Annotated in this window: 23 protein-coding genes and 1 riboswitch; of the genes, 16 read left to right on the top strand and 7 right to left on the bottom strand. The window is 61.2% G+C overall.

What is annotated here, in order from left to right; genetic code table 11:
* Positions 1-5: 5 nt before the first annotated feature.
* Genes RL_RS22745 through RL_RS22720 form a run of 6 tightly spaced genes read left to right on the top strand, consistent with a single transcriptional unit; the run spans position 6 to position 5,120 of the window.
* Positions 6-572 (top strand): F0F1 ATP synthase subunit delta, encoded by a 567-nt coding sequence (locus RL_RS22745; RefSeq protein ID WP_011653786.1) that lies wholly within the window; start codon positions 6-8, stop codon positions 570-572.
* Positions 572-2,101, top strand: coding sequence for a F0F1 ATP synthase subunit alpha (atpA, locus tag RL_RS22740; protein ID WP_003543468.1), 1,530 nt, complete (start codon positions 572-574; stop codon positions 2,099-2,101). Before RL_RS22745 ends, atpA begins: the two co-directional genes overlap by 1 nt.
* A gap of 28 nt (positions 2,102-2,129) precedes the next feature.
* Positions 2,130-3,014 carry a F0F1 ATP synthase subunit gamma gene (locus RL_RS22735; RefSeq protein ID WP_003543466.1) on the top strand — a complete coding sequence of 295 codons (885 nt, stop codon included), beginning with the start codon at positions 2,130-2,132 and terminating at the stop codon, positions 3,012-3,014.
* A gap of 23 nt (positions 3,015-3,037) precedes the next feature.
* On the top strand, positions 3,038-4,474 hold the full coding sequence (atpD, locus tag RL_RS22730; RefSeq protein WP_011653785.1) for a F0F1 ATP synthase subunit beta: 1,437 nt from the start codon (positions 3,038-3,040) through the stop codon (positions 4,472-4,474).
* On the top strand, positions 4,474-4,713 hold the full coding sequence (locus RL_RS22725; protein WP_003543462.1) for a hypothetical protein: 240 nt from the start codon (positions 4,474-4,476) through the stop codon (positions 4,711-4,713). The genes atpD and RL_RS22725 overlap by 1 nt, the downstream gene beginning before the upstream one ends.
* Complete coding sequence (locus RL_RS22720; protein ID WP_003543460.1) at positions 4,713-5,120, top strand: F0F1 ATP synthase subunit epsilon; 408 nt, start codon at positions 4,713-4,715, stop codon at positions 5,118-5,120. The genes RL_RS22725 and RL_RS22720 overlap by 1 nt, the downstream gene beginning before the upstream one ends.
* A 278-nt stretch (positions 5,121-5,398) precedes the next feature.
* Here the strand turns inward: RL_RS22720 and RL_RS22715 are convergent, their stop codons facing one another.
* The 7 genes from RL_RS22715 to RL_RS22685 form a co-directional block, all read right to left on the bottom strand.
* Positions 5,399-6,136 (bottom strand): sugar transferase, encoded by a 738-nt coding sequence (locus tag RL_RS22715; protein WP_011653784.1) that lies wholly within the window; start codon positions 6,134-6,136, stop codon positions 5,399-5,401.
* Between the two features lie 167 nt (positions 6,137-6,303).
* Positions 6,304-7,524, bottom strand: a complete 1,221-nt coding sequence (locus tag RL_RS22710; RefSeq protein ID WP_011653783.1) for an acyltransferase family protein — start codon at positions 7,522-7,524, stop codon at positions 6,304-6,306.
* Positions 7,525-7,707: 183 nt separating this feature from the next.
* A complete protein-coding gene (locus tag RL_RS22705; RefSeq protein WP_011653782.1) occupies positions 7,708-8,718 on the bottom strand; it encodes an ABC transporter substrate-binding protein in 1,011 nt (336 codons plus the stop codon).
* Positions 8,719-8,782: 64 nt separating this feature from the next.
* Positions 8,783-9,595, bottom strand: a complete 813-nt coding sequence (locus RL_RS22700; RefSeq protein ID WP_011653781.1) for an ABC transporter ATP-binding protein — start codon at positions 9,593-9,595, stop codon at positions 8,783-8,785.
* Positions 9,592-10,398, bottom strand: a complete 807-nt coding sequence (locus RL_RS22695; protein WP_011653780.1) for an ABC transporter permease — start codon at positions 10,396-10,398, stop codon at positions 9,592-9,594. Before RL_RS22695 ends, RL_RS22700 begins: the two co-directional genes overlap by 4 nt.
* 89 nt (positions 10,399-10,487) lie before the next feature.
* Positions 10,488-11,120, bottom strand: coding sequence for a YkoF family thiamine/hydroxymethylpyrimidine-binding protein (locus tag RL_RS22690; RefSeq protein WP_011653779.1), 633 nt, complete (start codon positions 11,118-11,120; stop codon positions 10,488-10,490).
* Positions 11,111-11,224: riboswitch (TPP riboswitch) on the bottom strand. It overlaps the preceding gene by 10 nt.
* Positions 11,225-11,468: 244 nt before the next feature.
* Positions 11,469-12,065, bottom strand: a complete 597-nt coding sequence (locus tag RL_RS22685) for an NADPH-dependent FMN reductase (RefSeq protein WP_011653778.1) — start codon at positions 12,063-12,065, stop codon at positions 11,469-11,471.
* An 83-nt stretch (positions 12,066-12,148) separates the two neighbouring features.
* Here RL_RS22685 and soxR point away from each other — a divergent pair, with 83 nt between their 5' ends.
* From soxR to RL_RS22635, 10 genes are all read left to right on the top strand, one after another.
* Positions 12,149-12,613 (top strand): redox-sensitive transcriptional activator SoxR, encoded by a 465-nt coding sequence (gene soxR, locus RL_RS22680; protein ID WP_011653777.1) that lies wholly within the window; start codon positions 12,149-12,151, stop codon positions 12,611-12,613.
* 111 nt (positions 12,614-12,724) lie between these two features.
* Positions 12,725-13,495, top strand: a complete 771-nt coding sequence (locus RL_RS22675; protein WP_011653776.1) for an SDR family NAD(P)-dependent oxidoreductase — start codon at positions 12,725-12,727, stop codon at positions 13,493-13,495.
* A gap of 102 nt (positions 13,496-13,597) precedes the next feature.
* The gene (locus RL_RS22670) at positions 13,598-13,939 is read left to right on the top strand and encodes an ArsR/SmtB family transcription factor (protein ID WP_011653775.1); all 342 of its coding nucleotides are present in this window, start codon (positions 13,598-13,600) and stop codon (positions 13,937-13,939) included.
* A gap of 191 nt (positions 13,940-14,130) precedes the next feature.
* On the top strand, positions 14,131-15,024 hold the full coding sequence (locus RL_RS22665) for a LysR family transcriptional regulator (protein WP_003543441.1): 894 nt from the start codon (positions 14,131-14,133) through the stop codon (positions 15,022-15,024).
* A 135-nt stretch (positions 15,025-15,159) separates the two neighbouring features.
* Entirely contained in the window at positions 15,160-15,639 is a 480-nt protein-coding gene (locus RL_RS22660; RefSeq protein WP_011653774.1) for a formate dehydrogenase subunit gamma, read from the top strand.
* The gene (locus tag RL_RS22655; protein ID WP_011653773.1) at positions 15,636-17,192 is read left to right on the top strand and encodes a formate dehydrogenase beta subunit; all 1,557 of its coding nucleotides are present in this window, start codon (positions 15,636-15,638) and stop codon (positions 17,190-17,192) included. The genes RL_RS22660 and RL_RS22655 overlap by 4 nt, the downstream gene beginning before the upstream one ends.
* Positions 17,193-17,249: 57 nt before the next feature.
* Positions 17,250-20,129: a formate dehydrogenase subunit alpha gene (fdhF, locus tag RL_RS22650; protein WP_011653772.1), complete on the top strand. Its 2,880-nt coding sequence runs from the start codon at positions 17,250-17,252 to the stop codon at positions 20,127-20,129.
* Positions 20,130-20,166: 37 nt separating this feature from the next.
* Positions 20,167-20,991 carry a formate dehydrogenase accessory sulfurtransferase FdhD gene (gene fdhD, locus RL_RS22645; RefSeq protein WP_011653771.1) on the top strand — a complete coding sequence of 275 codons (825 nt, stop codon included), beginning with the start codon at positions 20,167-20,169 and terminating at the stop codon, positions 20,989-20,991.
* Entirely contained in the window at positions 20,981-21,226 is a 246-nt protein-coding gene (locus RL_RS22640) for a formate dehydrogenase subunit delta (RefSeq protein WP_011653770.1), read from the top strand. Before fdhD ends, RL_RS22640 begins: the two co-directional genes overlap by 11 nt.
* A 107-nt stretch (positions 21,227-21,333) precedes the next feature.
* Positions 21,334-22,992 (top strand): OFA family MFS transporter, encoded by a 1,659-nt coding sequence (locus RL_RS22635; RefSeq protein ID WP_011653769.1) that lies wholly within the window; start codon positions 21,334-21,336, stop codon positions 22,990-22,992.
* Positions 22,993-23,026: the final 34 nt, after the last annotated feature.

Below are 23,026 nucleotides of genomic sequence, written 5' to 3'. Positions count from 1 at the left end.
AATTTGTGCCAGTGGCAGACACGTCCCAGCTTACTTCTGGTGTTGCCGAGCGCTATGCCTCGTCGCTTTTCGAACTGGCGCTCGAGCAGGGCGCTGTCGACAGCGTCACCGCCGATCTTGACCATTTCCAGGCTATGCTGGATGAGAGCGCCGATCTGAAGCGTTTCGTCGCAAGCCCGGTTTTTTCCGCTGAAGACCAACTGAAGGCGATCGTCGCCATCAGCGAGAAGGCCGGCATCAGCGGTTTCTTCGCCAATTTTTTGAAGGTCGTGGCGCGCAACCGTCGCCTGTTCGCCCTGCCGGGCATGATCAAGGCCTTCCGCATCATCGCCGCGAACCATCGCGGTGAAATCTCCGCCGAGGTCACCTCGGCGCATGCGCTTTCGCAAGCGCAGGAAACCGAATTGAAGGTGGCACTCAAGGGCGTTACCGGCAAAGACGTGACGATTGCCGTCACGGTTGATCCGTCAATTCTTGGTGGTCTGATCGTGAAGGTCGGGTCCCGTCAGATTGATACGTCTCTTCGTACCAAACTCTCTACCCTTAAGCTCGCATTGAAAGAGGTTGGCTGATGGATATCCGCGCCGCGGAAATTTCCGCAATTCTCAAAGACCAGATTAAAAATTTCGGCAAAGAGGCAGAAGTCTCGGAAGTCGGCCAGGTTCTCTCCGTCGGTGACGGTATCGCTCGTGTCTACGGTCTGGACAATGTCCAGGCCGGTGAAATGGTCGAGTTCCCGGGCGGCATCCGCGGCATGGCGCTGAACCTCGAATCCGACAATGTCGGCGTCGTCATCTTCGGCTCCGACCGCGACATCAAGGAAGGCGACACCGTCAAGCGGACCGGCGCCATCGTTGACGTTCCGGTTGGTCCGGAACTGCTCGGCCGCGTCGTCGACGCGCTCGGCAATCCGATCGACGGCAAGGGCCCGATCAACGCGACGCGCCGTTCGCGCGTCGACATCAAGGCTCCCGGCATCATTCCGCGCAAATCGGTTCATGAGCCGATGTCGACCGGCCTCAAGGCCATCGACGCGCTGATCCCGGTCGGCCGCGGCCAGCGCGAGCTGGTCATCGGCGACCGCCAGACCGGCAAGACCGCGATTCTTCTCGATGCCTTCCTCAACCAGAAGGCTATTCACGACAACGGTCCGGAAGGCGAAAAGCTTTACTGCGTCTACGTCGCCATCGGCCAGAAGCGTTCGACCGTCGCGCAGTTCGTCAAAGTGCTCGAAGAGCGCGGCGCGCTGAAATATTCGATCATCGTCGCCGCCACTGCTTCCGATCCGGCGCCGATGCAGTACCTGGCCCCGTTTGCCGGCTGCGCCATGGGCGAATACTTCCGCGACAACGGCATGCATGCGCTGATCGGTTACGACGACCTGTCCAAGCAGGCCGTTTCCTACCGCCAGATGTCGCTGCTGCTGCGCCGCCCGCCGGGTCGCGAAGCCTATCCGGGTGACGTTTTCTACCTGCACTCGCGCCTGCTTGAGCGTGCTGCGAAGATGAACGACGACATGGGCGCCGGTTCGCTGACGGCTCTGCCGGTCATCGAAACGCAGGGCAACGACGTTTCGGCCTTCATTCCGACCAACGTGATCTCGATCACCGATGGCCAGATCTTCCTTGAAACTGACCTGTTCTATCAGGGTATCCGCCCGGCCGTGAACGTCGGTCTGTCGGTTTCCCGCGTCGGTTCGGCGGCGCAGATCAAGGCGATGAAGCAGGTTGCCGGCTCAATCAAGGGCGAGCTCGCCCAGTACCGCGAAATGGCCGCCTTCGCCCAGTTCGGTTCGGACCTCGACGCTGCGACGCAGCGCCTCTTGAACCGCGGCGCACGCTTGACCGAACTCCTGAAGCAGCCGCAGTTCTCGCCGCTGAAGACGGAAGAGCAGGTCGCTGTGATCTTTGCTGGCGTCAACGGCTATCTCGACAAGCTGCCGGTCGCTTCGGTCGGCAAGTTCGAGCAGGGCTTCCTCTCGTACCTGCGTTCGGAAGGCTCTGCCATCCTCGACGCGATCCGCACGGAAAAGGCAATCAGCGATGATACCAGGGGCAAGCTCACCGCTGCTCTTGATAGCTTCGCAAAGTCTTTCTCGTAATCGGGCCCTAAGTTAGGACGGATCACGGATGCCTTCACTTAAGGATCTGAAAAACCGGATCGCCTCCGTCAAGGCGACGCAGAAGATCACCAAGGCGATGAAAATGGTCGCCGCGGCGAAGCTTCGGCGTGCGCAGGAGGCGGCCGAGGCCGCCCGGCCTTATTCGCAGCGCATGGGTGCGGTTCTGGCGAATATCGCCAAGGCCGTCACCGATGCCGACGGTGCACCGACGCTGATGACCGGCACCGGCCAGGACCAGGTCCATCTGCTGGTGGTCTGCACGGCCGAACGTGGTCTTTGCGGCGGTTTCAACTCGCAGATCGCACGCTTTGCACGCGAACATGTCCGCAAGCTGGTTGCTGAAGGCAAGACGGTGAAGATCTTCACCGTCGGCAAGAAGGGTTACGATATCCTTCGCCGCGAATTCGCGTCGCTGATCATCGAGCGCAAGGAATTGCGCGACGTCAAGCGCGTTGGTTTCGAGAATGCGGATCAGATCGGCAAGCGCATCATCGAGATGTATGCTGCCGGTGAGTTCGACGTCTGCACGCTGTTTTATTCCGAGTTCAAGTCGGTGATCAGCCAGATTCCGACGGCGCAGCGGCTCATCCCGGCTTCGGCGGAAGCTGTGCAGGCCGAAGATGCCGAACATGCAGGCGCCGTCTACGAATACGAGCCGGATCCGGCATCGATCCTCGAAGATCTGATCCCGCGCAACATCTCCGTCCAGATCTTCCGCGCGCTCCTTGAGAACGTCGCAGGCGAGATGGGCGCCAAGATGAGCGCTATGGACAATGCGACGCGTAATGCCGGTGAGATGATCAACAAGCTGACGCTGAGCTACAACCGCCAGCGTCAGGCGCAGATCACCAAGGAACTCATTGAAATCATTTCGGGCGCGGAAGCGCTCTGAGGCTAGGAAAAGAGGGTCAGAAAATGGCTGAGGCAGCTACCCCCAAGATCGGCTCTGTCGGCAGAGTCACCCAGGTTATCGGCGCCGTCGTCGACGTTGCTTTCGAAGGCGAACTGCCGAAGATCCTGAACGCGCTGGAAACCAGCAACAACGGCAACCGCCTGGTTCTCGAAGTTGCGCAGCACCTTGGCGAGAACGTCGTCCGTACCATCGCGATGGACTCGAGCGAAGGTCTCGTTCGCGGCCAGGAAGTCGCCGATACCGGCGCTCCGATCATGGTTCCGGTCGGTAACGAGACGCTCGGCCGCATCATGAACGTCATCGGTGAGCCGGTCGACGAAGCCGGTCCGCTGGTCACCGCTCACAAGCGTGCCATCCACCAGGATGCACCATCCTATGTCGAGCAGTCGACGGAATCGCAGATTCTGGTCACCGGCATCAAGGTCGTCGATCTTCTGGCTCCCTATGCACGCGGCGGCAAGATCGGCCTCTTCGGCGGCGCCGGCGTCGGCAAGACCGTTTTGATCATGGAACTGATCAACAACGTCGCCAAGGCGCATGGTGGTTACTCGGTTTTCGCAGGCGTCGGTGAACGTACCCGCGAAGGTAACGACCTCTACCACGAAATGATCGAATCGAACGTCAACAAGCATGGCGGCGGCGAAGGCTCGAAGGCTGCGCTGGTTTACGGTCAGATGAACGAACCGCCGGGCGCCCGCGCCCGCGTCGCCCTGACCGGCCTGACGGTCGCCGAGCACTTCCGCGATCAGGGCCAGGACGTTCTGTTCTTCGTCGATAACATCTTCCGCTTCACGCAGGCAGGTTCCGAAGTGTCTGCTCTGCTCGGCCGCATCCCGTCGGCCGTCGGTTATCAGCCGACGCTCGCAACCGACATGGGCCAGATGCAGGAGCGCATCACCACGACGACGACCGGCTCGATTACCTCGGTCCAGGCCATTTACGTTCCGGCCGACGACTTGACCGACCCGGCGCCCGCGACCTCGTTCGCTCACCTTGACGCAACGACGGTTCTGTCGCGCTCCATCGCTGAAAAGGGCATCTACCCGGCGGTCGATCCGCTCGACTCCACGTCGCGCATGCTCGACCCGATGGTCGTCGGCGAAGAACATTACGAAGTCGCCCGCAAGGTCCAGTCGACGCTGCAGCGCTACAAGGCCCTGCAGGACATCATTGCCATCCTTGGCATGGACGAACTGTCCGAAGACGACAAGATTGCTGTTGCCCGCGCCCGCAAGATCGAGCGTTTCCTGTCGCAGCCGTTCTTCGTCGCCGAAGTCTTCACCGGTTCGCCGGGTAAGCTGGTTGCTCTGGAAGACACGATCAAGGGCTTCAAGGGCCTCGTCAACGGCGAATACGATCACCTGCCGGAAGCTGCCTTCTACATGGTCGGCTCGATGGAAGAAGCGGTCGAAAAGGCCAAGAAGCTCGCAGCTGCTTAATGAGCGACGCGCTGGACGAGATATTCTGCTGCGACTCCCTGAAGGGGGTCGTGGCGGATCTTCCGGAACCAGCCGCGCCGACCGTCTATCGCGCCGATAACGGCGTGCTGATGATGGTGGTGGGTCTGGTTCAAAGCGAGGAAGGCCTCGGTTATCTCGACCAAGCGATAATGCACTGCCCGTTCTGCGGGACTAAATTGCAAGATGCGAAAGCCATAGCCGAGAAGGTAAGTCACTGATGGCTGACAATTTCAACTTTGAGCTCGTTTCGCCGGAGCGCCTGCTGCTGTCGGAGATGGTGACCGAGGTCGTTATCCCTGCGACTGAAGGCGAGATGACGGTCATGGCAAACCATGCACCGACGATGACGACGATCAAGCCGGGCGTCGTGAGCGTGCGTTCGGCCTCCGGCAAGAAGCAGGATTACGTCGTGTTCGGCGGTTTTGCCGATATCCTGCCGACTGGCTGCACATTGCTTGCCGAATCCGCGGTTCCGGTCGAGGAACTCCAGAAGGACGAGCTGACACGCCGCATCGAGGCTGCCCGCCAGGAACTCGAACATGCCGAATTGCATGAGCACAAGTCGAAGCTTGAGCACTTCATCATGGAAATGACCCATCTGCGCGGCGTCGTTGAACAAGACTGATCGCAACCGACTGCGACGGATGAAAGGCGGCTCCGACAGCCGCCTTTTTTGTGTCTGTTCTAATCTGTCGGTCGCTGGCCCGAAATCGGAAACGCATTTCCGAAAGCGCGTCGCGATCTTTTCAGATTTGCGCCTCGCGCTTATGTCTTTGTTTTACGCATATCGTTATTGTAAAGCCGCTGCATAGTTTTGCGCGACATGCTCTAAAGACAGTGCCACTGGTGGCTTGAAATGAAGAAGCGGCCGATAGGCCGCTTTGCCGACCTGCCGGGACCGTCTCAGAAGCCGGTGCCGCCGCGCAGCTCGATGACGACCGTCTTGAACAGGATCTTAAGGTCGAGCAGCAGGCTGAAATTCCTGACATAATAGATATCGCAGGCGATGCGAGCGCGGGCTGCCAGCGGCCGCGCCGTCGGGCCGCGCCAGCCGCGCGTCTGCGCAAGGCCGGTGATGCCGGGGCGCATGATGTGGCGGTAGTGGTAGTCTGGCACCAGTTCCTCGTAGAGCCGACCGGCTGCCCGCATATTGATGGCGTGGCAGCGCGGGCCGACCAACGACATCTCACCCCTGAGAACGTTGAAAAGCTGCGGCAGTTCGTCGATATTGGTCTTGCGGAGCACCGAGCCGATGCCTGTCACCCGGCTGTCGCCCATAACGGTCTGTTGAATGCCGCTCGGATCGCAAGCTTCCGCGCGCATCGACCGGAACTTGAAGACCGTGATCTTCCGGCCGTTCAGCCCCCAGCGGATCTGGCGGAAAAACACCGGACCGCCATCGTCGAGTTTGATGAAAAGAGCGATTGCCAGAAAAAGCGGCGCCAGCACGATGAGGGCGCTGACTGAGGCGACGATGTCGATCAACCGCTTCACGCCCAGCCGCACAGCCATCTTTCTTTCGATAAGGGAAAAGCTATCCGGCTGGCGAATGTTGGAGTTCGCTATAACCAGGGTCTTGGTTTTGTCCTGACGCTGAGACGGATCGAAGCGTGGATTCGTCTTCGAAGTAAAAGCATTCATTACGCAAGTTCCACAAGTTTAGATGCGATACTGAACAACATGGAGACAAATACATGGTCACGTATCGTTTGTCATCGGTATAAATAAGAATTTGATAACCCTAAAGACGCCAAAAATGGGAGTATTCCGCGTTAACCTTAACGCCTGTAGTTGCGCTTATGGGAAATTTATACTTTGAAAGGAGTAGCCCGATTGGGTTGATGAGATGTCAGCCGGTTGCCGAAATCGATCGCAGGCTTTTCCAGCAGGAAGTAGCTGAGGCTCGCGACCAGAAGGATGAGCGCCGCCGCCAGCCCGCAAGATTGCAGCCAGCCGGTGACGACATTTTCCGAGGAAACGCCGAACGAACCCGGGTCGAGCCTCTGGATCAATATCAGGATGATCTCCTGCCAAATATAGATGCCGAAGGAGATCTTTGCGATATAGCGGACAGGAGCGTTGTCGAGCAGCCTGCCCAGGCGTTGCGAATGGCTGAGCGAAACGAGCGCCGTTGCGACCGCCAATGGAAAGACCGGAAAGCCATAAGGGATTTCGAGCCAGCCGTAAGCTTCGGCAGAGCCGCCGGGCGATATGACGAGGCGGTAGGCGGCAATGGCGAGGGCCAGCAGCGCTGCGGCATCGAACCGGTAGGAGCGCCTTCTTGGCAGCATGACCTCGACGCCGGCGGCAAGCGCGCCGAGCGCGAAGACGGCGAAGAAGCCGATCGGGTTATATCTCGGCATCCATTCTTTAGCCCCGCCCTGCAGGCCGTACTGCCAGCCGCGTTCGATGTCGTCGAGCGGAAAGACGGTCAGGATCAGCACATGGGCGAGGAGTACGCCGGTGATGACGCAAAGCCAAGCGAAACGGGCAAACAATGGGCGCTGCCTGAGGAATGGCAAACGAAACAGCAGGAGAAAGCAGACCGGCAGGAGCACATAGCTGGTGACCTCGAAGGGAATGGACCAGAGCGGCCCATCGGCTTCGACAGGAAACAAGGTGCGCCAATGCCACTGGCTCATGAACAGCAGCCCGGAGACGTAGCGGAGCACAAGCTCAGGCGTCAGCGGCAGGGCAAGTAGCGTCAGGCTGAGGGCGAAGCCGATGGTGGCGGCGAACCAGAAGCCCGGAGCGATGCGCGCCATCCTGCGGATCGTGTAGTGCCGCAGGCTCGGCATATCGCCGCCCGCGTCGAGCGCGCGCCAGAAGGGATGGGCAAGAAGAAAGCCGCTGAGCACGAAGAAGATGGCGACGCCGAAATTGCCGAAGCGGAGGATGTTTGCGGTCGGGCCGAGTTCATCAGGGATTCTCCGCATATCCAGCCGCAGCGCGAAGTGGTGGGCGAGCACCAGCAGACAGGCCGTCGCGCGCAGAAAGTCCGCTCCGGCCAGTCTCTCCTGTTGTCGCATCTTGCCTCCCCACCTTGCCCAGAGCATGATGCCGAAAAGTGTGAGCGGTTTTCGGACGACATCATGCTCTACTTCTTTGATTTAGATACGGATTCGGACCTTTAAGTCGATCCGGCCTATGATCTGAATCCGTATCTAGGATTTTGCAGCGGAAAGCCGCGACGGGCAAGGCAGGCGTTGGGCTCAGTCGAGAAGTTCGTTGGTATAATAGGTGGAAAAGTCCGGTTTCTCCTTGAGTGCGGCGCCATTGGCATCGACCAGAATGCCATTCTCCATCAGGAAGCTGCCGAGGGCCTCGGCCTTTGCCGGGTCGAGCTTACCGATCACACCGGCCTCGGATTTCAGGAAGTGCCCCTCGATCAATGCCTTCTGAGAAGCCTTTACCAGTTCCGTATTCATCAGTGCGCCGTTGCTTCCAGAGATCAGCAAGTCGCAGGCTTCGTCGGGATGGTCGACGGAGTAGGCATAACCCTTTCGTGTCGCCTGGATGAAGGCGCGGGCGTGTTCCCGACTTGCGGAGAGATAGGCGTCGCTGGAGACGATGACCGTCGTCTGCTCGTCGGGAATGCCATAATCGGAATAGTGGAAGCGGCCGATCTTCCGGTTTTCCAGTTCGGCGGCGATGCCTTCCCAGGTGTAGATCTCCAGCGTGAAATCGATCGAGCCATTGTCCAGCGCCTCGTAAGCGGAAGTGCCGAGGGTGACGGTCCTGACGTCGCCTTTGCCGCCATCATTGCGGATCATCGCGGAGATCAGCGCGCTCTCCCAGGTGCCGCCAAAGCCGCCATAGGTCTTGCCGTCGAGGTCCTTCGGGCTCTTGATGTCGTCGCGTCCACCCTTGAAGATCAGGCGTGCGGTTTCCGTCTGGACGACGCCGTAGACCATCTTCACGTCACCGCCGCCAGCGCGCTGCGTGAGGGTCTCGATCTCGCTGCTGATGCCGAAATCGGCAACGCCGTTCGACACCAGCGTTCCGGCGCTGGTATCGGTGAAGGGAAGAATCTCGACATCGAGCCCGGCATCGGCATAGAAGCCCTTCGCCTTGGCGACATAGATGCCGATATGGTTGGTGTTGGGCGTCCAGTCGAGCGCGATGCGAACCTTTGCGGGCGCCGATTGGGCGAAGGCGGGGCGGCCGGCGAGGCTTGCCGCGATGGCGGCGAAGATCGTCTGGCGACGGGTGAGAAGCAGCATGGTGACCTCCTCAGGTCTCTAGAGCATGATGCCGAAAAGTGTGAACGGTTTTCGGCGTCATGCTCTAACTCTCTAAATTATAACAGGATTCAGATTCTAGGCCGACCGGCCTAAAATCATCTTGTTCTAGCGGATGAAGCAGGGTTTGCAGGATTTCGGTTTCGATCGCCTGGGCCGCCGGCGAGCCTAGATCGGCAATGCTTCTCGGACGGGGCAGGGGAACGCGGAATTCGCGGATGATACGCGCCGGACGGGCCGAGAGCACGTAGATCCGGTCGGAGAGGAACACGGCCTCGCGAACATCATGGGTGATCAGCAGCGCCGTCCAACGGTGTTCGGTCCACATGCCCTGCAGCCATTCCTGGATCTGCGTGCGCGTCAGCGCATCCAGCGCGCCGAAAGGCTCGTCGAGCAGCAGCATGTCCTGGGTCTGGACGACGGTGCGCAGCAGCGCGGCGCGCTGGCGCATGCCGCCTGACAGTTCGGAGGGATAGTGTTGCTCGAAGCCTGCAAGGCCGAAGCGCTCGAACAGAGGCGCGACGGCGGCGCGGGCCGCGCGGCGGCTCATGCCGCGCACCTCCAGGCCGAGTGCGGCATTGTCGATGATCCGGCGCCAGGGCATCAGCGCATCGCGCTGCGGCATGAAAGCGAAGGAATGCGGAGCCTGTTCCAGCGGCGCGCCCTTGAAAAGCATGGTGCCGGAATCGGGCCGAAGCGCCTGTGTCAGCAACCTCAGTACCGTCGATTTTCCGGAGCCGGATGGGCCGACGATCGAAACGAACTCGCCGCTTGCGACAGCGAGTGAAATATCATCCAGTACCTTCATGCCGTCGAAGGACTTCGAGATGTTGCGCAGTTCAACCATTACATCGCTCATCGGCGCTGCTCCCCGGATTGTTGCCAGGGCATGATGAGGCGCTGGATCATCAGCGTCAGCCCGAAGAGGCAGAGTGTCAGCACGGCGCTGACGACGACGGCGGCAAGCACGAGATCGGGACGGAAATTGTTCTTGGCGTTGAGAATATAGATACCGAGGCCGCGGGCGGCGCCGGCATATTCGGCAAAGATCGCGCCGACGACGGCATAGGTGATCGAGATTCTGAGGCCGGCGAAGAAATAGGGTAGCGAGGAGGGAAGCCGTGCCAGGCGGAAAATGCGCCAGCGGCTCGCCTTCATCGAATTCAGCAATTCGGCGATGTCGCGGTCGGTCGATTCATAGCCCTGCAGCAAGGCGACGAGCAGCGGGAAGAAGGTGACGAGCGCCACCAGCAGGACCTTCGGCAACAGGCCGAAGCCGAACCAGAGGACGACGAGGGGGGCGATCGCCACCAGCGGCAGGGTCTGGCTGGCGATGAAGATCGGCAGCAATGCCCGGCGCATGAACGGCACGAAATCCATGAGGATCGAGGCGGCGAAGGCGAAGGCAAGCGACAGGGCGAAACCTCCGAGTGTCGCGCCGAGCGTCGGCCAGGTGTTTGATATCAGCGCCTCGCGGTTCAGCCAGCCTTGGACGACGATACGCGACGGCGCCGGCAGGATGGACGGTTTGATGCCGGAGAGATCGACATAGAGTTCCCATGCCGCCAAGAAAACGCAGCCGGCGAGCAAGGCGGGTATGCCCCGGTAGAGAGCGGCGCGGAGCGCGGCAAGGCGCGATTCCGATGGTTTTGACGGTGTCATCAGCGTTCGATTTCAGGCCTTCGTCGGGACTGCATAATTCCTTAAATCGGAATCGATTTAAGGATAAAATTATGCAGCAATTTAAAGTGTTACAGCGTCCTTGGCGCGTCTGAAAAGACGCGCGGCGCTGTATTGGCGGACACCGTGATGTCGAGGGTCACATGTCCCTCGGGGTCGCCGAAGCGAAAGAAGGCCTCGCGAATGGTGGCGAAGACCGCGCCGGCATCCCCAGAGAGTCTGGTGCAGAAATTCTTGGCGCGGTCGAAGGTGCCGGAGCGCTTCAGGAAGTCGATGCAGCCATAGATCTCGTCCATATGGGTGCCGGTTCCCATGACGTAGAGCGAGAATTGCGCGGCGGTCGGCTGTCCGGTTTCGGCAGTGGTTTCAACGGCGGCAAGTGCGGCTGTTATACGCTCGGCAAGCGGCTCCGCCTGGCCGAGGGAGGGGTTGACGCCGCAGATGGCGTCGTTGGGCTCGCCGGGGCAGCCGCGTGAAATGGCAGCGGACAGCACGCAATGCTCGCCGGTCTTTGCGGCGGCGACGAAAAGATCGTGCATGGCAGCGAAGAGAATGTCAGGCGGGCCGACCAGCAATGTGGAGATGTCATCGGTCTCGATGCGCAGCCGGTCGCGATAGGGATCCAGCGCCTTGACGGCATCGAGAATGATGCCGACGAAATTGTCGGACATCGGATAGAGTGACACTTGTGCGCCTGAGAACATCTGAACCTCGCTCCGCTGGCATTACCCAGATCAGCTTTGAAGGGTCCAGAGGCTTGCGCCTCACATCTCAGCCCCGGCAATACGGAGCTCCCCTGTTATTTGCGCGGAAACTATCACCGGGGTTTTCTCCCCGCAACCGCAAAATTGCGAACCCGTCCGTGCGGTCGGAATGAGCCGGATGTGACCGAAAACACCCGGGCGGAGGATCTGCCCGGGTGTTCCCAATGGTTCCGTACCTGCCGGGAACGGAACCGGAGCTATCTGGCTCAAGCGGCCAGCGCATAACCCCGAAAATCGGAATCGATTTTCGGAAAGGATTATGCGCAGATTCAAAGTGATAGAACGTCCTTAGCGCGTCTGAAAAGACGCGCGGCGCTCTATGTCGGCATAGGGACGATCGCTGCGGGCGGTGACGAGCGCCTGCGTCCACCATTCCAGCCTCGCCATCATCCGATCGAGCAACCGCATTGTATCGGCGGGATGATCGAGTCGTCCGTCTGGATCGAAGCGGTTCCAAGGTGCGGCAAAGCTCACCGAATCGCGGATGGTGACGGCGTGGAGTTCGGCAAAGACCAGCCGCAGCTGTTCGACGGCGCGCAGGCCGCCGGATATGCCGCCATAGGAAACGAAGGCGAGCGGCTTGCCCTGCCAGGGCTCGAAGAAGAAATCGATGATCGACTTCAACGGGGCGGTGAAGCTGTGATTGTATTCCGGCGTGACGATGATGAAGGCGTCGGCCATGCCAAGCCGTCCGGCGAGCCTGTCGACTTCGGGGTGCGCCATGTCACGGTTGGCCGGCAGCGCGAAATCCAATGGGTCGATGATGTCGATATCAAATTGCGGGAAGCGGAGGAGTTCCTGCGTCAGCCACTTGACCACCCGGTCGCAGATGCGGCCCTCTCTCGTGCTTCCGTAAATGACAGCGAGTCTGGTGGGTGTTTTCATGCGTCGCTCCTTGTTACGATTGGACTTTACGATTGCAGGAGCAAGGGTTATAAAACCTCAACTAATCTTGAGGTCAAGAGACGATGGATACAATTCCGGCAGCGCCGCTCGGCAAGCTTCTAACGGTCGGCGAAGTGGCGGAGCGCAGCGGCCTCGCCGTCTCGGCGGTGCATTTTTACGAGACCAAGGGGCTGATCTCGAGCATCCGCTCTCGCGGCAATCAGCGGCGTTATGGGCGCGATGTGCTTCGCCGGCTCGGCATCATCAAGGTGGCGCAGCGTGTCGGCATTCCGCTTTCGGAAATCCAGGCAGCGTTCGAGTCTCTGCCGCAAGGACGCACGCCGACCGTCGCCGACTGGCAGACGCTGTCGGCGCTGTGGAAGGATGATCTCGACGCGCGAATCAGGCGGCTTAGCCTGCTGCGCGACCGTCTGACCGGCTGCATCGGCTGCGGCTGCCTGTCGATCGAAAGCTGTCCGTTGCGCAACCCCTGCGACCGGCTCGGCAAGGAAGGGCCGGGCGCGCGGCTTCTGGAGACCGAAAACTAACCCCGCTCCTCCCCAGGAAAGATCGATGCGCGCCTTTCTTTCGGTCGGCGCGCTCATATGTTAAGGGCGAATGACACAACCGGCGGCACTGTCCGCGAGGAGGACGGCTTCGTGTTCCATCCCAGACTGTTCGAAAATCGCAATGTGGTGGTGACCGGCGCCGGCCGCGGCATCGGCCTTGAAGTGGCCCGGCAGTTCCTGGACTGCGGCGCGAAGGTGATCGTCCATACCGGGCGCAAGCCGGGACGCGACCTGCCGGATTTCCTGCTCACGGCTGAATCCGAAAGACGGGCGCTGCTGCTCAATGCCGATTTCTCCGCAGTCGGTGGCGCCGCGCAATTTGCCGAGGATACTCTCGCCTTCTTCGATAAGGTCAATGTGCTCGTCAACAATGCCGGCACTATGCTTGGTCGTTTTCCCGCTGCCACGCTCACCGATGCAGAATATGAGGCGGTCGTGCGGCTCAACCAGACATCGGTGGTGGCGCTGACGCGGGCGTTGCTGCCGGCATTGAAGGCGGCTGGTGGCGCTGCTATCGTCAACACCGTTTCGATTTCGGCGCTGACCGGCGGCAGCCCCGGTTCCTCGATCTATTCGGCCTCGAAAGCCTTTGTTGCGACCTATTCCAAGGCGCTTGCCCGCGAGCTTGCACCGGACGGAATCCGCGTCAATTGCGTATCGCCGGGAACGATCGAGACGGATTTCCATGAGCGCTATTCCTCGCGCGAAAAGCTGGAGCAGACGAGAAAATCCATCCCCCTGCAGCGGCTCGGCACGGCGGAGGATTGTGCTCCCGCCTACCTGTTCCTGGCGGCTCCCTCGCTCTCGGGCTACATCACCGGACAGGTGATCGAGATCAATGGAGGTCAGCTTATCTGCTGATTTGTTTGGACTTTTTTTGACATTTCATCACTTTTGACCAATTCGCTTGTGCGAATATGCTATTGTGCTGATCTACTCATTGCCTCCCTTCCGAGATACCGAATGCCGTTGCCCAAACCCGAGCCGGGGATGTCCGGCCAGGAATTGCACAAACTCGCTGGAAAAGCCCATGAAGCGAGCGATCTGCTGAAAGCCCTAGCGCACCCGACCCGACTTCTGATCCTCTGCATATTGGCGAACGAGGAACGGACGGTGGGTGAAATCGAAAATATCCTCGGCATCCAACAGGCAATGGTTTCGCAGCAGCTGGCGCGGTTAAGGCTCGAAGGCCTGGTCCATACGCGCCGCCAGGGCAGGCTGGTCTATTACAGCATCGGCAATGTCAGCGTGCTAGCCTTCCTCGAATCGCTGTTCGATCTTTTCCCGGCTGCAGAAAACAGTTAGAGCATGATACCGAAAAGTGTGCGCGGTTTTCGGACGACATCATGCTCTATTTCTTTGATTTGGATCAGGATTCAGATTTTAGGCCGATCGGGCCTAAAATCATCCTGATCTAGAGATCGCCCTTGCGGAGCACAGCTGCTGCGTCAAAGATGAACTGGCCCGGATGATGTCATGCCGGATCGGGAGACCGGATGATCGACAAGCTGGAATTCTTCATCGCCCTTGCCAATGAAAAGCATTTTGGCCGCGCCGCGGAGGAGTGCGGGATCTCGCAGCCAACGCTTTCGGCTGCCATCCGGCAGCTCGAGGATCAGCTTGGCGTCATGCTGGTGCAGCGCGGTTCGCGGTTCCAGGGGCTGACGCCTGAGGGGCAGCGCGTGCTCGAATGGGCCCGACGCATCGTCGGCGATGCCCGCACCATGCGCGAGGAGATGCGCGCCGCGCGCCGCGGTCTTTCCGGCCACATCCGCCTCGCCGCCATTCCGACCGCGCTTGCCATGCTGTCGCGCATCACCACGCCATTTCAGGAGCGGCATCCCGGCGTGACCTTCTCGATCGTCTCGCGGAATTCGCTGCAGGTGCTGAGCATGCTCGAAAACCTCGAAATCGATGCCGGCATCACCTATCTCGAAAACGAGCCGCTCGGCCGCGTCACGACCGTTCCCCTTTATGCCGAGCGCTATAATCTGATCACGGCTGCCGGCAGCCCGCTATCTGATCGCGACAACGTGACCTGGCGGGAGATCGGCGACCTTCGGCTTTGTCTATTGACTGCCGACATGCAGAACCGCCGCATCATCAACCGCCACTTGACGGAAGCAGGCGCCACAGCGCATCCGACGCTCGAATCCAACTCGATGATCGTGCTGTTCTCGCATGTCAGGACTGGACGCTGGGCGAGCATCATGCCGCGCAACGTCGCCAAATCCTTCGGGTTTCCAGTGGAAATCCGCATGATCCCGATCGTCGAGCCGGAGGCGCATCATCTGGTCGGCCTTGTTGCGCCTTATCGCGAGCCCTTCACGCCGCTTGTCTCGGCCTTGCTGCATGAAGCGAGAGTACTCGTACAAGATGAAGAACTTTGATAGAAAAAACCTATCAAGCAACGAGATAGCTTTATTGATCGCCGGCTGCTTCCCTGAGATGGTGGTTGCGGAATAGCAACCGGCTGGGGGAGGCCCGCTATTTCGCAACGAGCAAGCGGCTGGGAGGGCTGCCTTATGACCATTCATATCGCCGAAGGCGATATTGCAGCACGCACCCGAGCCATCGTCGCCGATCTTCGCTTTCTCGAAGGACCGCTGCTTCCCATTCTGCACGAGGTTCAGCAGGAATTCGGCTATGTGCCGCAGGAAGCCATGCCTGTTATCGCGGAGGAATTGAACCTCTCGCGCGCCGAGGTGCATGGCGTGGTGACCTTCTATCACGATTATCGCGACCATCCCGCCGGCCGGCATCTGCTGAAGCTCTGTCGCGCCGAAGCCTGTCAGTCGATGGGCGGCGATGCGCTGGCCGAACGTGTCAAGGCGCTGCTCGGCATCGATTTTCATCAGACGACGCCCGATGGCGGCGTGACGCTGGAGCCGGTCTATTGTCTCGGGCTCTGCGCCTGTGCGCCGGCGGCGATGCTCGACGGCGAGGTCCATGGCCGGGTCGACGAACAGAGGGCGGCGGAACTCGTCGCTGAGGCACGCCGATGACGGTCAGGATATATGTTCCGCGCGATGCCGCAGCGCTGGCGCTCGGGGCCGAAAAGGTGGCAAAGGCGATTGCCCAGGAGATCGCCGCCCGCGGCTTCGATGCCGAGATCGTGCGCAACGGCTCGCGCGGAATGTTCTGGCTGGAGCCGCTGGTCGAGGTCGAGGTTGCCGGCAAGCGCATCGGCTACGGGTCGGTGAAGGCGAATGATGTGCCTGATCTGTTCGATGCCGGGATGATTGATGGGGGCGAGCATCGGCTCTGTCTCGGGGAGGTTGAAGACCTCCCGTTCCTCAAGGAACAGACCCGCCTGACCTTCGCCCGCTGTGGCGTCACCGATCCGCTTTCGCTTGGCGATTACGAGGCGCATGGCGGTCTTGCCGGCCTTCGCCGAGCCGTTTCGATGACACCAGTCGATATCGTCAAGGAAATCACCGATTCCGGCTTGCGCGGACGCGGCGGCGCCGGCTTTCCGACCGGCATCAAGTGGAAGACCGTTCTCGATGCCGCCGGCGAACGCAAATATATCGTCTGCAATGCCGATGAGGGCGACAGCGGCACCTTTGCCGACCGGATGATCATGGAGGGCGATCCCTTCGTGCTGATCGAGGGCATGGCGATATCAGGGCTCGCCACCGGGGCGACCAAGGGTTTCGTCTATACGCGTTCGGAATATCCGCATGCGATCGCTGTCATGACCGAAGCCGTCGGCATCGCGCGCCAGGCCGGCATTCTCGGACCATCGGTGCTCGGATCCGGCCGCGCCTTCGATATCGAGGTGCGCACCGGCGCCGGCGCCTATGTCTGCGGCGAGGAGACGGCGCTGCTGAATAGTCTGGAAGGCAAGCGCGGCATCGTGCGTGCCAAGCCGCCGCTGCCGGCGCATAAGGGGTTGTTTAACTGTCCGACCGTCATCAACAATGTGATCTCGCTGGCTTCGGTGCCCGTCATCATGGAGAAGGGTGCGGCCTTCTACCGCGATTTCGGCATGGGCCGTTCGCGCGGCACTATCCCGCTGCAGATCGCCGGCAATGTCAGATATGGCGGCCTCTTTGAGACGGCCTTCGGTCTTTCGCTCGGAGATATCGTCGACAGGATCGGCGGGGGGACGGCGACGGGACGGCCGGTCAAGGCCGTGCAGGTCGGCGGACCGCTCGGCGCCTATTTCCCGCGAGCGCTGTTCGACACACCGTTCGATTACGAATCCTTCGCTGCCAAGGACGGGCTGATCGGCCATGCCGGCATCGTCGTCTTCGACGACACGGCCGATATGCTGAAGCAGGCACGTTTCGCCATGGAATTCTGCGCCGTCGAAAGCTGCGGCAAGTGCACGCCCTGCCGCATCGGCTCGACGCGCGGCGTGGAGACGGCCGACAAGATCGCGCACGGTATCGAGCCGGAGAAGAACCGGGCGCTGCTTGCCGATCTCTGCAACACGATGAAGTTCGGCTCGCTCTGTGCGCTGGGTGGGTTCACGCCCTATCCTGTGATGAGCGCCATGAACCATTTCCCGGAGGATTTTTCGCCGGCACCTCTGGTGGAGGCGGCGGAATGACGCGTTTTTCATGGCACGTCTGCGCTGACCTCATCATCTCAAGCAAGGAGACCAATCATGTCTCTCATCCATGAAATCGACTATGGCACTCCCGCTTCGAAATCCGAGGCCATGGTGACGCTCACCATCGACGGACAGCAGATCAGCGTGCCGGAGGGCACCTCGATCATGCGCGCCTCGATGGAGGCCGGTATCAAGGTGCCGAAGCTCTGTGCCACCGATATGGTCGATGCTTTCGGCTCCTGCCGGCTCTGCCTCGTCGAGATCGAGGGCCGCAACGGCACGCCCTCCTCCTGCACGACGCCGGTGGCGGCAAACATGGTGGTGCACACGCAGACGGGGCGGTTGAAGGATATCCGCCGCGGCGTGATGGAACTCTATATTTCCGACCATCCGCTCGACTGTCTCACCTGCGCGGCCAACGGCGATTGCGAGTTGCAGGACATGGCAGGCGCCGTCGGCCTGCGCGACGTGCGCTACGGCTATGAGGGAGACAACCACGTCAAGGCGCGCAGCAATGGCGACATCAATCTGAAATGGATGCCGAAGGACGAATCCAATCCCTATTTCACCTATGATCCCTCCAAGTGCATCGTCTGTTCGCGCTGCGTGCGCGCCTGCGAAGAAGTACAGGGAACCTTCGCGCTGACGATCGAGGGGCGCGGCTTCGGCTCGCGCGTTTCGCCCGGCATGCACGAGCATTTCATCGATTCCGAATGCGTCTCCTGCGGTGCCTGTGTCCAGGCCTGCCCGACGGCGACGCTGACGGAGAAGTCGGTGATCCAGATCGGCCAGCCGGAGCATTCGGCTGTCACCACCTGCGCCTATTGCGGCGTCGGCTGTTCCTTCAAGGCGGAGATGCGCGGCGAGGAACTGGTGCGCATGGTGCCGTGGAAGGACGGTCAGGCCAATCGCGGCCATTCCTGCGTCAAGGGCCGCTTCGCCTATGGCTATTCCACCCATAAGGACCGCATCCTCAATCCGATGATCCGCGAAAAGGTCAGCGATCCCTGGCGGGAAGTGAGCTGGGACGAGGCCTTCGCACATGTGGCGACGGAATTCCGCCGCATCCAGTATCAATACGGCCGCGAGGCGATCGGCGGCATCACCTCGTCGCGCTGCACCAACGAGGAAACTTATCTGGTGCAGAAGCTGATCCGCGCCGGCTTCGGCAACAACAATGTCGATACCTGCGCCCGCGTCTGCCATTCGCCGACCGGCTACGGCCTCGGCCAGACCTTCGGCACGTCGGCGGGCACGCAGGATTTCGACAGCGTCGAGCATTCCGACGTCGTCATCGTCATCGGCGCCAATCCAACCGATGGGCATCCGGTGTTCGGCTCGCGGCTGAAGAAGCGGCTGCGCCAGGGCGCCAAGCTCATCGTCATCGATCCGCGCCGTACCGATATTGTCCGCTCGCCGCATATCGAGGCCTCCTATCACCTGCCGCTGAAGCCCGGCACCAATGTCGCAGTCATGACGGCGTTGGCGCATGTGATCGTCACCGAAGGGCTCTTTGACGAGACGTTCATCCGCGAGCGCTGCGACTGGTCGGAGTTCGAGGACTGGGCGGCCTTCGTCGCCGAACCGCAGCACAGTCCCGAAGAGACCGAGATCTTCACCGGCGTGCCGGCGGCGGATCTGCGCGGCGCGGCAAGGCTCTATGCCAAGGGCGGCAATGGCGCGATCTACTACGGCCTCGGCGTCACCGAACACAGCCAGGGCTCGACCACGGTCATCGCGATCGCCAATCTGGCGATGGCGACCGGCAATATCGGCCGTCCCGGCGTCGGCGTGAACCCGCTGCGCGGCCAGAACAATGTGCAGGGCTCCTGCGACATGGGTTCCTTCCCGCACGAACTGCCGGGCTACCGGCACATTTCCGACGATGCGACGCGCGATATCTTCGAAAAGCTCTGGGGCGTGAAGCTCAACAACGAGCCGGGCCTGCGTATTCCGAACATGCTGGATGCAGCAGTCGACGGCTCATTCAAAGGCATCTACATCCAGGGCGAAGACATCCTCCAGTCCGATCCCGATACCAAACATGTCGCGGCCGGGCTTGCGGCGATGGAATGCGTCGTCGTGCATGATCTGTTCCTCAACGAGACCGCCAATTACGCCCATGTCTTCCTGCCGGGCTCGACCTTCCTCGAGAAGGACGGCACCTTCACCAATGCCGAGCGCCGCATCAACCGCGTGCGCAAGGTGATGTCGCCGCGCAACGGTTATGGCGACTGGGAAGTGACGCAGAAGCTTGCCCAGGCGATGGGGCTCGACTGGAATTACAGCCATCCGTCGGAGATCATGGACGAGATCGCCGCAACGACGCCGAGTTTCGCGATGGTCTCCTACGACTATCTCGAAAAAATGGGCTCGGTGCAGTGGCCCTGCAACGAGAAGAACCCGCTCGGCTCGCCGATCATGCATGTCAATGGCTTCGTGCGCGGCAAGGGCAAGTTCATCCGCACCGAATATGTGGCGACCGACGAGCGCACCAGTCCGCGCTTCCCGCTGCTGCTGACAACCGGCCGCATCCTCAGCCAGTACAATGTCGGGGCGCAGACACGGCGAACCGAGAATGTCGTCTGGCATGCGGAAGACCGGCTGGAAATCCATCCGCATGATGCCGAGCAGCGCGGCGTTCGCGATGGCGACTGGGTGAAGCTCGGCAGCCGCTCCGGCGACACGACGCTCAGGGCGCTGATCACCGATCGCGTCGCGCCGGGTGTCGTCTATACGACCTTCCATCATCCCACGACGCAGGCGAACGTCATCACCACCGATTTCTCCGACTGGGCGACGAACTGCCCGGAATACAAGGTGACGGCGGTGCAGATCTCGCCCTCCAACGGGCCGAGCGAATGGCAACTCGAATATGACGAGCAGGCGCGGCAATCGCGCCGCATCGCCGGCAAGCTCGAGGCTGCGGAGTGACGATGCGGGGGCGGCTCTTTAGGCAGGAACGCGCATCATGACCTTCACCGCTACCGCCCGTGCTCCCGAAACCGCCCGTCGCAACGGCATCCTCCAGACCGGTTCGCGCATCGTGCCGGAAGAGGTGCCGATCGCCTTTTCCTATGGCGGTAGTTCGCATGCGGTGATGATGGCAACGCCCGATGATCTCGCGGATTTTGCCGTCGGATTCAGTCTGACCGAAGGGATCATCACCGGGCCGGCGGAGATATCGGGCATCGAGGTGGTCGAGGGCGAGCAGGGGATCGATGTGCAGGTGAGCCTGGTCGATGACGTCGCCGATCGGCTGCGGGCACGACGCCGCAGTATGGCGGGACCGGTCGGCTGCGGGCTCTGCGGCATCGAATCGATCGAACAGGCGGTACGGCCGGTGCCTGACGTTTCGGCATCGCCGTTGGCGCTGTCGCATGCGGATATCGTCCGCGCCGTTTCGCTTCTGAACGAGGCACAGCCGCTGCATCGTGAGACGCGGGCGGTGCATGGCGCCGGGTTCTATCTTCCCGGCAGGGGGCTGATTGCCGTGCGTGAAGATGTCGGTCGGCACAATGCGCTGGACAAGCTCTGCGGCGCCGTCATCGGCGCCAGCGAAAAAGGCGGGGATGGCGCCGTCGTCGTCACCAGTCGGCTCTCCGTCGAGATGGTGCAGAAGGCGGCGATCCTCGGCAGCCCGGTGCTCATCGCCATTTCGGCTCCGACGGCTCTCGCCATCCGCACGGCCGAAGAAGCCGGCATGACGCTCGTCGCGCTGGTGCGTGGCGAGGATTTCGAGATTTTCACCCACCCGCACCGCATCTCGCCCGGAAGCATTGCCGATGTCGCATGATACCAAGACCAAGCTCGTTTATATGGCAAACCAGATCGCCACCTTCTTCAAGAGCCAGCCGGAAAGCGAGGCCGCGCAGGGGGTCGCCACCCATATCAATAAATTCTGGGACCCGCGCATGCGGCGGCAATTGTTCGAAATTCTGGAGAATGAGGAGAATGGCCTGGACGCGCTCGTGCTTCAGGCCGTTCCTTTGATTAGAAAGCCGGTGCCGGTGACACACCAGGTCCCATAGCAGGGGATCGGCCGATGCGCGAGGGGAGGCGGGAGCAACCTGCCTGCGCATATGTCGGTGACAGTAAAGTCTGAGAAAAACCAAGTCTGAGCCAGGAGGAGTTGTTCATGACAGCCGCGGGGACACGTACGGACGGGGCGTTGGCGGGGGTGGGCCTGCTCGATCGTGAAAGGATCGTCGCAAGGCCCGGGTTCAATCGGTGGCTGGTGCCGCCGGCAGCGCTCGCCATTCATCTCTGCATCGGCATGGCCTATGGTTTCAGCGTGTTCTGGCTGCCGCTTTCCAAGTCGCTCGGGATCACGGCCTCGACGGCCTGCCCCGATCTGACACTTGCCTCGGCGCTGTTCACCACGACCTGCGACTGGCGCGTTGCCGACCTCGGCTGGATCTATACGCTGTTCTTCGTGCTGCTTGGCTCGTCGGCGGCCATCTGGGGCGGCTGGCTTGAGCGGGCCGGTCCGCGCAAGGCGGGCGTCGTTTCCGCCTGCTGCTGGTGCGGCGGCATCATTCTTGCCGCGATCGGCGTCATTACTCATCAGCTCTGGATGATGTGGCTGGGCGCCGGCGTCATCGGCGGCATCGGTCTCGGCCTCGGTTACATCTCGCCGGTCTCGACGCTGATCAAATGGTTTCCCGACCGGCGCGGCATGGCGACCGGTATGGCGATCATGGGCTTCGGCGGCGGTGCGATGATCGGCGCCCCATTGGCCAACCTGCTGATGAATGCCTTCAAGACCGACAGTTCGGTCGGCGTCTGGCAGACCTTCATCGTCATGGCGGCGATTTATTTCGTCTTCATGATGGGCGGCGCCTTCGGCTATCGCATTCCGCCGGCCGGCTGGCGTCCTGAGGGTTGGACGCCGCCTGCAGCCAAGAGCACGATGATCACCACCAAACACGTGCACCTCAACAATGCCCACAAGACCAAACAGTTCTGGCTGATCTGGGCCGTGCTTTGCCTCAACGTTTCGGCCGGTATCGGCGTTATCGGCATGGCCTCGCCGATGCTGCAGGAAATCTTCGCCGGTTCGCTGATCGGCCTGCCGGATGTCGGCTTCGCCCAGCTCGACGCCGGGCAGAAGGCATCGATCGCGACGATCGCCGCCGGTTTCGCCGGTTTGCTGTCGCTCTTCAACATCGGCGGGCGGTTCTTCTGGGCGTCGCTGTCCGACAAGATCGGCCGCAAGAATACCTATTATTGCTTCTTCGTCCTCGGCATCGTGCTCTATGCGCTGGCGCCCACTTTCGCAGGCATGGGCAACAAGGCGCTGTTCGTCCTCTCCTTCGGCATCATCCTGTCGATGTACGGCGGCGGCTTTGCGACGATCCCGGCCTATCTTGCCGATATCTTCGGCACGCAGTTCGTCGGCGCCATCCACGGCCGGCTGCTGACGGCCTGGGCAACGGCCGGCATCGTCGGGCCCGTCGTCGTCAACTATATCCGCGAAGCGCAGATCGCCGCCGGCGTTGCGCCCGGGCCAACCCTCTATACCGGCACCATGTATATCCTCGCCGGCATGCTGGCGCTCGGGCTGATCGCCAATGCGCTGATCAGGCCGCTTTCGGACAAATGGTTCATGTCGGATGACGAGGTTGCTGCGCTGCAGGCGAAGTCGGCAGCCGTCAATGCCGGGCCGACGGGTTCCTTCGGCATCGGCACAGGCGGGCTGGACGCCAAGGCGATGCTTGCCTGGGCCGTCGTCGGCATTCCGCTGCTGTGGGGTGTCTGGGTGACGCTTAGGGCAACCTTCGCGCTGTTCGGCTAAGCCATCAAAGCGCGTCGCATGAAGTTCATGCGAC

This window comes from Rhizobium johnstonii 3841 (genome assembly GCF_000009265.1).
Lineage (GTDB): Bacteria > Pseudomonadota > Alphaproteobacteria > Rhizobiales > Rhizobiaceae > Rhizobium > Rhizobium acaciae.
Note: the sequence above shows the minus strand (reverse complement) of the source record. Positions and strands in the feature narration are given on the sequence as shown.